Genomic DNA, 6,010 nt, shown 5'->3' on the forward strand with positions numbered 1-6,010 from the left:
CAAGCCGGCTCCTACAGGTTAGCGGTCAATTAAACGGCCTAATCCATCCAGCAACCGCTGCAACGCCCCCTGATTGGTGCGCATCACCTTCAACCCCGCCTCGGCCATCCGCTGCGCATCCCGCGGAAATTCGAACAGCCGCTGCACCGCCACCGCCAGCCCTTGTGCATCCTCAACCTCCTGCAATGCGCCGGCACTGCGTAACTGCGCGGCAATTTCAAGGAAGTTGAACAGGTGCGGGCCACTGAGCACCGGTTTGGCCAAAGCCGCCGGCTCAAGCAGGTTATGCCCGCCATTAGGCACCAGGCTGCCGCCAACGAATGCGCTGTCGGCCAGGGCGTAGAGAAACAACAGTTCGCCCATGGTGTCACCCAATAGCACCGATGTGGCGGCGGTGACCGCTTCTGCGCTGGAACGCCGCACCGTGGCAAAACCCTGCTGGCGGCACAGTTCGAATACCGCATTGAAACGCTCGGGATGGCGCGGCACCAGAATCAGCAAGGCGTCGGGATGGCTCGCCAGCAACTGGCGATGGGCCGCCAGTACCACCTCGTCTTCGCCATCATGGGTACTGGCGGCGATCCACACCGGGCGTTCCAAGGCCTGCCATTGCCCGCGCAACTCGGCTGCACGTTGCAACAGTTGCGGATCGATGGTCAGGTCGAACTTGATCGAGCCGGTGACCTCAACGGTTTCCGCCCGCGCACCCAACTCACGAAAACGCTGGGCCTCGGCCTCGGTCTGCACCGCGAACAGGCTCATCTCGCCCAACATCGGCCCGGTCAGCTTACCGAAGCGGCCATAGCCCCTGGCCGAACGTTCAGACAGTCGAGCATTGGCCAGGGCCACGGGAATCCCCCGCCTGGCGCATTGATGGATATGGTTGGGCCAGAGCTCGGTTTCCATGATCACTGCCAGCTTCGGCCGGACCCGATCAAGAAAACGCTTGGCGGCGCACGGCAAGTCGTACGGCAAATAGCAGTGCTGGATGCGCGGTTCGTTGGCGAACAACGCCTGGATGCGCTCCGAGCCGGTCGGCGTCATGCAGGTCACGGTGATCGGCAGTTGTGGGTAACGCTGCAGCAAGGCCCGAATCATCGGCGCGGCGGCAATGCTTTCGCCCACAGACACCGCATGTACCCAGATCCCACCGGGCTTCATCGTCGGCATCCCGTAGGAGAAACGCTCGCCGATGCGCTTGGCATAGGCTGGTGCCTTGCGCGAGCGCAGCCACAGACGAATCGCCACCAATGGCAGCCCCAGGTAAAACAGCGCGGTGTAGAGAGTTCTATTCATGGCGGCGGAGTTTATCGGTTTTTTCACCGATAGCCTGCAAATGCACGGCAAAACGCTCCGCCAACCATTGAGCGGCCGGCCCGAGTGGCTCATCGCGGCGCCACACCAACTCAACCACCAAGGCCGGCGGGGTCCATTCGCTGGCCAATTCGACGATCAAGCCCTGGTATGCCGAGTACTGCACCACGTGCCGCGGCAGCCAGGCCCAGCCGAGGCCGCGTACCAGCCATTCGGCCATCACGTAAAAACTGTCGGCCCGCCAGACCTGCGGGCTGGCCGGTTCGCTGCCGGGGTAAATGCTGGACTGCGTGGACATCAGCAGCTGGCGATGCTGCGCCAGTTCCTGGCAATTCACTTCGGCCTTCGCCGCCAACGGATGCCCGACGCCACACACCGTGACCATCTCAACGCTGCCCAGCACCCGCCGTTCCAGGGCTTCAGGAATTTGATCGTGATAAAACAACAACCCCAGGTCGGCCCGCCGCTCCACCAGTTTGCGCGCCACATCGCCTTGGGCGGCGCTGGTCAGTTGCACTTCAAGGCTGGGAAATTTTTCCGCCAGGGCTTCAAAGCTTTCGATAACCGGCTGGTACGGCATGGCCTCGTCCTGTGCCAGGCGCAAGCGAGCTTCCTGGCCGCGCATCATCGCCAGCGCCCGGCCATTGAGGCGCTCGCATTGGCGCAGCACTTCACGCGCTTCTTCCAGCAAAGCGTTGCCGGCCTCGGTGAGTTTCGGCTGGCGACCGCTGCTGCGATCGAACAGGTTCACGCCCAGGTCTTCCTCCAGCAGTGCAATCGCGCTGCTAACCGCCGACTGGGCTTTGCGCTGGTCCCGTGCCACGGCAGAAAACGAACGCTGCTCCGCCACACCGACGAAAAGCCGCAGTTGTTCAAGATTCCATTGCATAGGGCAAACCCATCTTCTGAACAGATAGGTAATGACTTTACCGCATCTGGAGAATCTCTAGAATGCCGAACTCAGCAAGCAACACTTCATACGAGGATTGAACCATGACCGCTTACTACTACCTGGCCATTGCCATCTGCGCCGAAGTGATTGCCACTGTTTCGATGAAAGCGGTCAAGGGCTTCAGTACGCCGTTGCCGCTGCTGCTGGTCATCGTCGGCTACGGTATCGCCTTCTGGATGCTGACCCTGGTGGTGCGCAGCGTGCCGGTGGGCGTCGCTTACGCGGTATGGGCCGGCATGGGCATCGTGATGGTCAGCGTCGCGGCGTTGTTCATCTACGGGCAGAAGCTGGATGTGCCGGCAATGCTGGGGATGGCGATGATTGTGCTGGGGGTTGTGGTGATTCAGCTGTTCTCCAAGACTGCAGGGCATTGAGGAAAAAGATCGTCTGAGCTCTGTATACTGCGACCTCGTCTTGAACACTGAGGTCGCTGCATGCCATCCGTTATTTCCACCGACGTTCTCATTGTCGGCGCTGGTGTTGCCGGCCTCTGGCTGAATGCGCGCCTGCGTCGCCAGGGCTTCTCGACCGTACTGGTGGAAAGCGCCAGCCTCGGCGGCGGGCAAAGTGTGAAGTCCCAGGGCATCATCCATGGTGGCGCCAAGTACGCTCTGCATGGCGCCCTGACCGGTGCCTCGGAAGCCATCGCCGACATGCCGCGTCGCTGGCGCGAAGCCCTGGCCGGGAATGGCGAACTGGATCTTTCGGGTGTGCGCCTGCTGTCCGAGGCGCACTACCTCTGGTCCCCGGGTACGATCACCGGCAACCTCACCAGCTTCTTCGCCAGCAAAGCCGTGCGCGGTCGCGTCGATCAGGTCAAGGGCGATCAACTGCCGCCGGCCCTCCAGGACAAACGCTTCAAGGGCAAGGTCTATCGCCTGGCGGAACTGGTGATCGACGTACCAAGCCTGATCCAGTGCCTGGCCGACCTCGCGGGCGATGGCCTGCTCGCCGGCCAGAAGATCGAGCCGCTGCTGGAGGGTGGCGTGCTGGTTGGCCTGAAGGTGGACGAGCGCGAAATCCGCGCCCAACGCATCGTCCTGAGCGCCGGAGGCGGAACCGCGGCGTTGCTCGAAGCGTTGGGGCTGACCCAGCCCGCCATGCAACGTCGCCCGCTGCACATGATCATCGCCAAAGGCCCAAGCCTCAAACCGCTTTACGCCCATTGCCTGGGCGGTGGAACCAAACCACGCATTACCGTGACCACGCACCCGGCGGCCGATGGCCAGTGGGTCTGGTACCTGGGCGGCGATATCGCCGAAACCGAAGGCGTGAATCGTGAGCCGGCCGAACAAATCGCCACCGCACAGAAAGAACTTGGCCAGTTATTGCCATGGATCGACCTCAGCACGGCGCGATGGGCAACGTTGCGTGTAGACCGTGCGGAACCACTGCAATCGGGGCTGACACGTCCCGACAACGCCTTCGTGGCCGAGGAAGGTCGCCTTCTGGTGGGCTGGCCAACCAAGCTGGCCCTGGCGCCGGACTTCGCCGACCGCGTCATCGCCAGCCTTGACCGCGATGGCATTCAACCGGGTCCTGTCACCGCTTTGCCGCCACTGCCAAGACCGCCGATGGCCATCCCGGCCTGGGAGCAATTGCTGCCATGAGCCAACCGACTCTGCACGACTTGCATCGTCCCCTGGGCAGCACCGGCCTGCTGGTATCGCCCCTGGGCCTGGGCACGGTAAAACTCGGCCGCGACCAAGGCGTGAAGTACCCCAATGGCTTCCAGATCCCCGACGACAATGAAGCGCGGATGTTGCTCAAGCTCACGCGCGACCTGGGAATCAACCTGATCGACACCGCGCCGGCCTATGGCCGCAGCGAAGAGCGCCTTGGCCCGTTGTTGCGTGGTCAGCGTCAGGATTGGGTGATCGTCAGCAAGGTCGGCGAAGAGTTTACCGACGGCCTGTCCCGTCACGACTTCAGCGCCGCGCACACCCGTTTTTCTGTCGAACGCAGCCTGCAACGCCTTGAGACTGACTTCATCGACCTGGTGCTGGTGCACTCCGACGGCAACGACCTGGCGATCCTCGCTGAAAGCGAAGTTTATGCCACGCTCGCCGCGCTCAAGGCCGAAGGCAAGATCCGTGGCTTTGGCTTTTCCGGCAAGACAGTCGAAGGCGGCTTGAAGGCGCTGGAGCAAGGTGATTGCGCAATGGTCACCTACAATCTGAACGAGCAAAGCGAAAAAGCGGTCATTGACTATGCTGCTGCTCATGGCAAAGCCATTCTGGTCAAAAAAGCCCTCGCCAGCGGTCATGTGTGCCTGAGTCCAGGGGTGGACCCGGTGCGCGCCAGTTTCCAATTGTTGTTCGAACATCCCGGTGTGGCCAGCGCTATCGTTGGAACGATCAATCCGCTGCACCTCGCCCATAACGTGGCGACCGTTGCCCAGGTCCTACGTAGCAACTGATGCCGCCTCACGCGGCCTAAAGCAGGAGCCGACATGCCGCGTACGCTCATTAGAAAGAACCCGAGCAACTTCAAGACCCTGCCGTTATTCGTCGAAGCGACTCCCGAAGGCCTGAGTTATCAGAGCGTCGGGAGACCGTTGAATTTCGCCCAGATCCTGCAGCGTCGACGCCCGGTGAGCGTCGCCGATAAGGAACGGTTTTCCCTTGAATTGGCCAACCTTGGGGTCTCTGTACGCCTGACACTGCATTGGCAGAATCGCGATTACTGGGTGCTGGTGCGTCAACGGCGGCAGGATCGCGGCGACGTGGTGCTCAAGCTGATTTCCGGCTACGTGCCCGCCCATGAGCTGAATTTGCCGCTGCACACCGCCATTCAGGAAATCGCCGAAGAGTGCCTGCTGGAAACCCCGGAAGGCTGGCTCGGTGGGCGCTTCAACGACACTTGGTTACCCGCCCCCTATTCGAGCGCACTGCACTACCGCGAAGCCCTGCCGTTTCGCCTGTCGCCGCTGTCCGGCTCGGCGCGTCCGGTGCGCTGCGCCAACCTGCCACTGATCGAACGGCCTCGGGCCTATGTGCACTTGCCGACCGCATCGCTGCAATTGATTTACGATTTACGCCTGGAGGTCCCCAAGGAAGCCAAATCCCTGAGCCTGTTTCACGTCGACGAACGACTGGAAGGCGATCAACTGGTGGCCCGCCTGGATCGCAAGCGCCCGGATCTGTACCTGATGCCGTTGAAGGATGGCCATCCCTTGGCCGAGCTCTACACCTTGAAAAAGGATCAACTGCACCCAGCAAGCACCCGTGGACTGTACCTGGCCGAAAGCTTTGCCAGGCAGGAAGGTTGGCTGGTGAAAGATGAGCGGATTCGCTGGAAAGACTGGGTACGGCAGCAGGGCTTGACGCCGCCAACGAAGGATTCGGGATTGGCGCGGTTGCGTGGCAAGGCCAAGCAACTGCTGAAGAAGATAGTACCGCGTAAGGCTGCGCGCCCCTGATCGTTCCCACGTGCAAGCCCGGGACGCAGAGCGCCCCAACAGCCGACGCAGAGCGTCCATAGTGGCATTCCCACGCAGAGCGTGGGAATGATCAGGAGAAGGGCTGTGTCATTCGGACTTGCGGATCTTCTCGACAATGGCAGTCGTGGAACTGTTTTCCACCAACCCCAGCACTTTCACCGTCCCGCCGTAAGCGGTCACGATGTCCGCACCGACCACCTGGTCAATCCCGTAGTCCCCACCCTTGACCAGCACATCCGGCTTCACCTCGCGCAGCAAGTTCTCCGGCGTGCCCTCAGCGAAGCTGATCACCCAATCGACGG

General features: G+C 61.8%; 6 protein-coding genes and 1 pseudogene. 4 read left to right on the forward strand and 3 right to left on the reverse strand.

What is annotated here, in order from left to right; translation table 11 throughout:
- Positions 1 to 18 precede the first annotated feature (18 nt).
- Both waaA and PG5_RS31885 read right to left on the reverse strand, forming a co-directional pair.
- On the reverse strand, positions 19 to 1,296 hold the full coding sequence (waaA, locus tag PG5_RS31880; RefSeq protein ID WP_020801204.1) for a lipid IV(A) 3-deoxy-D-manno-octulosonic acid transferase: 1,278 nt from the start codon (positions 1,294 to 1,296) through the stop codon (positions 19 to 21).
- Positions 1,289 to 2,203: a LysR family transcriptional regulator gene (locus tag PG5_RS31885; RefSeq protein ID WP_020801206.1), complete on the reverse strand. Its 915-nt coding sequence runs from the start codon at positions 2,201 to 2,203 to the stop codon at positions 1,289 to 1,291. The genes waaA and PG5_RS31885 overlap by 8 nt, the downstream gene beginning before the upstream one ends.
- A gap of 104 nt (positions 2,204 to 2,307) precedes the next feature.
- Between PG5_RS31885 and PG5_RS31890 the strand changes: the two genes are divergently transcribed.
- Genes PG5_RS31890 through PG5_RS31905 form a run of 4 tightly spaced genes read left to right on the forward strand, consistent with a single transcriptional unit; the run spans position 2,308 to position 5,687 of the window.
- Positions 2,308 to 2,640 carry a multidrug efflux SMR transporter gene (locus tag PG5_RS31890; protein ID WP_008055699.1) on the forward strand — a complete coding sequence of 111 codons (333 nt, stop codon included), beginning with the start codon at positions 2,308 to 2,310 and terminating at the stop codon, positions 2,638 to 2,640.
- A gap of 60 nt (positions 2,641 to 2,700) precedes the next feature.
- Positions 2,701 to 3,876: an FAD-binding oxidoreductase gene (locus PG5_RS31895; protein WP_020801207.1), complete on the forward strand. Its 1,176-nt coding sequence runs from the start codon at positions 2,701 to 2,703 to the stop codon at positions 3,874 to 3,876.
- Positions 3,873 to 4,685: an aldo/keto reductase gene (locus tag PG5_RS31900; protein WP_020801208.1), complete on the forward strand. Its 813-nt coding sequence runs from the start codon at positions 3,873 to 3,875 to the stop codon at positions 4,683 to 4,685. The genes PG5_RS31895 and PG5_RS31900 overlap by 4 nt, the downstream gene beginning before the upstream one ends.
- Positions 4,686 to 4,718: 33 nt before the next feature.
- Entirely contained in the window at positions 4,719 to 5,687 is a 969-nt protein-coding gene (locus PG5_RS31905) for a hypothetical protein (protein WP_020801209.1), read from the forward strand.
- A 108-nt stretch (positions 5,688 to 5,795) separates the two neighbouring features.
- Here the strand turns inward: PG5_RS31905 and PG5_RS31910 are convergent.
- Positions 5,796 to 6,010, reverse strand: a pseudogene (locus PG5_RS31910) (bifunctional heptose 7-phosphate kinase/heptose 1-phosphate adenyltransferase); the annotation flags it as partial.

Origin of the sequence: Pseudomonas sp. G5(2012) (assembly GCF_000408945.1) — a bacterium.
GTDB lineage: Bacteria > Pseudomonadota > Gammaproteobacteria > Pseudomonadales > Pseudomonadaceae > Aquipseudomonas > Aquipseudomonas umsongensis.

Excerpts from the sequence above, each read along its gene's own strand:
- waaA (WP_020801204.1), bottom strand. The coding sequence starts at position 1,296 with ATGAATAGAACTCTCTACACCGCGCTGTTTTACCTGGGGCTGCCATTG.
- PG5_RS31885 (WP_020801206.1), bottom strand. The coding sequence starts at position 2,203 with ATGCAATGGAATCTTGAACAACTGCGGCTTTTCGTCGGTGTGGCGGAG.
- PG5_RS31895 (WP_020801207.1), top strand. The coding sequence starts at position 2,701 with ATGCCATCCGTTATTTCCACCGACGTTCTCATTGTCGGCGCTGGTGTT.
- PG5_RS31905 (WP_020801209.1), top strand. The coding sequence starts at position 4,719 with ATGCCGCGTACGCTCATTAGAAAGAACCCGAGCAACTTCAAGACCCTG.
- PG5_RS31900 (WP_020801208.1), top strand. The coding sequence starts at position 3,873 with ATGAGCCAACCGACTCTGCACGACTTGCATCGTCCCCTGGGCAGCACC.
- PG5_RS31890 (WP_008055699.1), top strand. The coding sequence starts at position 2,308 with ATGACCGCTTACTACTACCTGGCCATTGCCATCTGCGCCGAAGTGATT.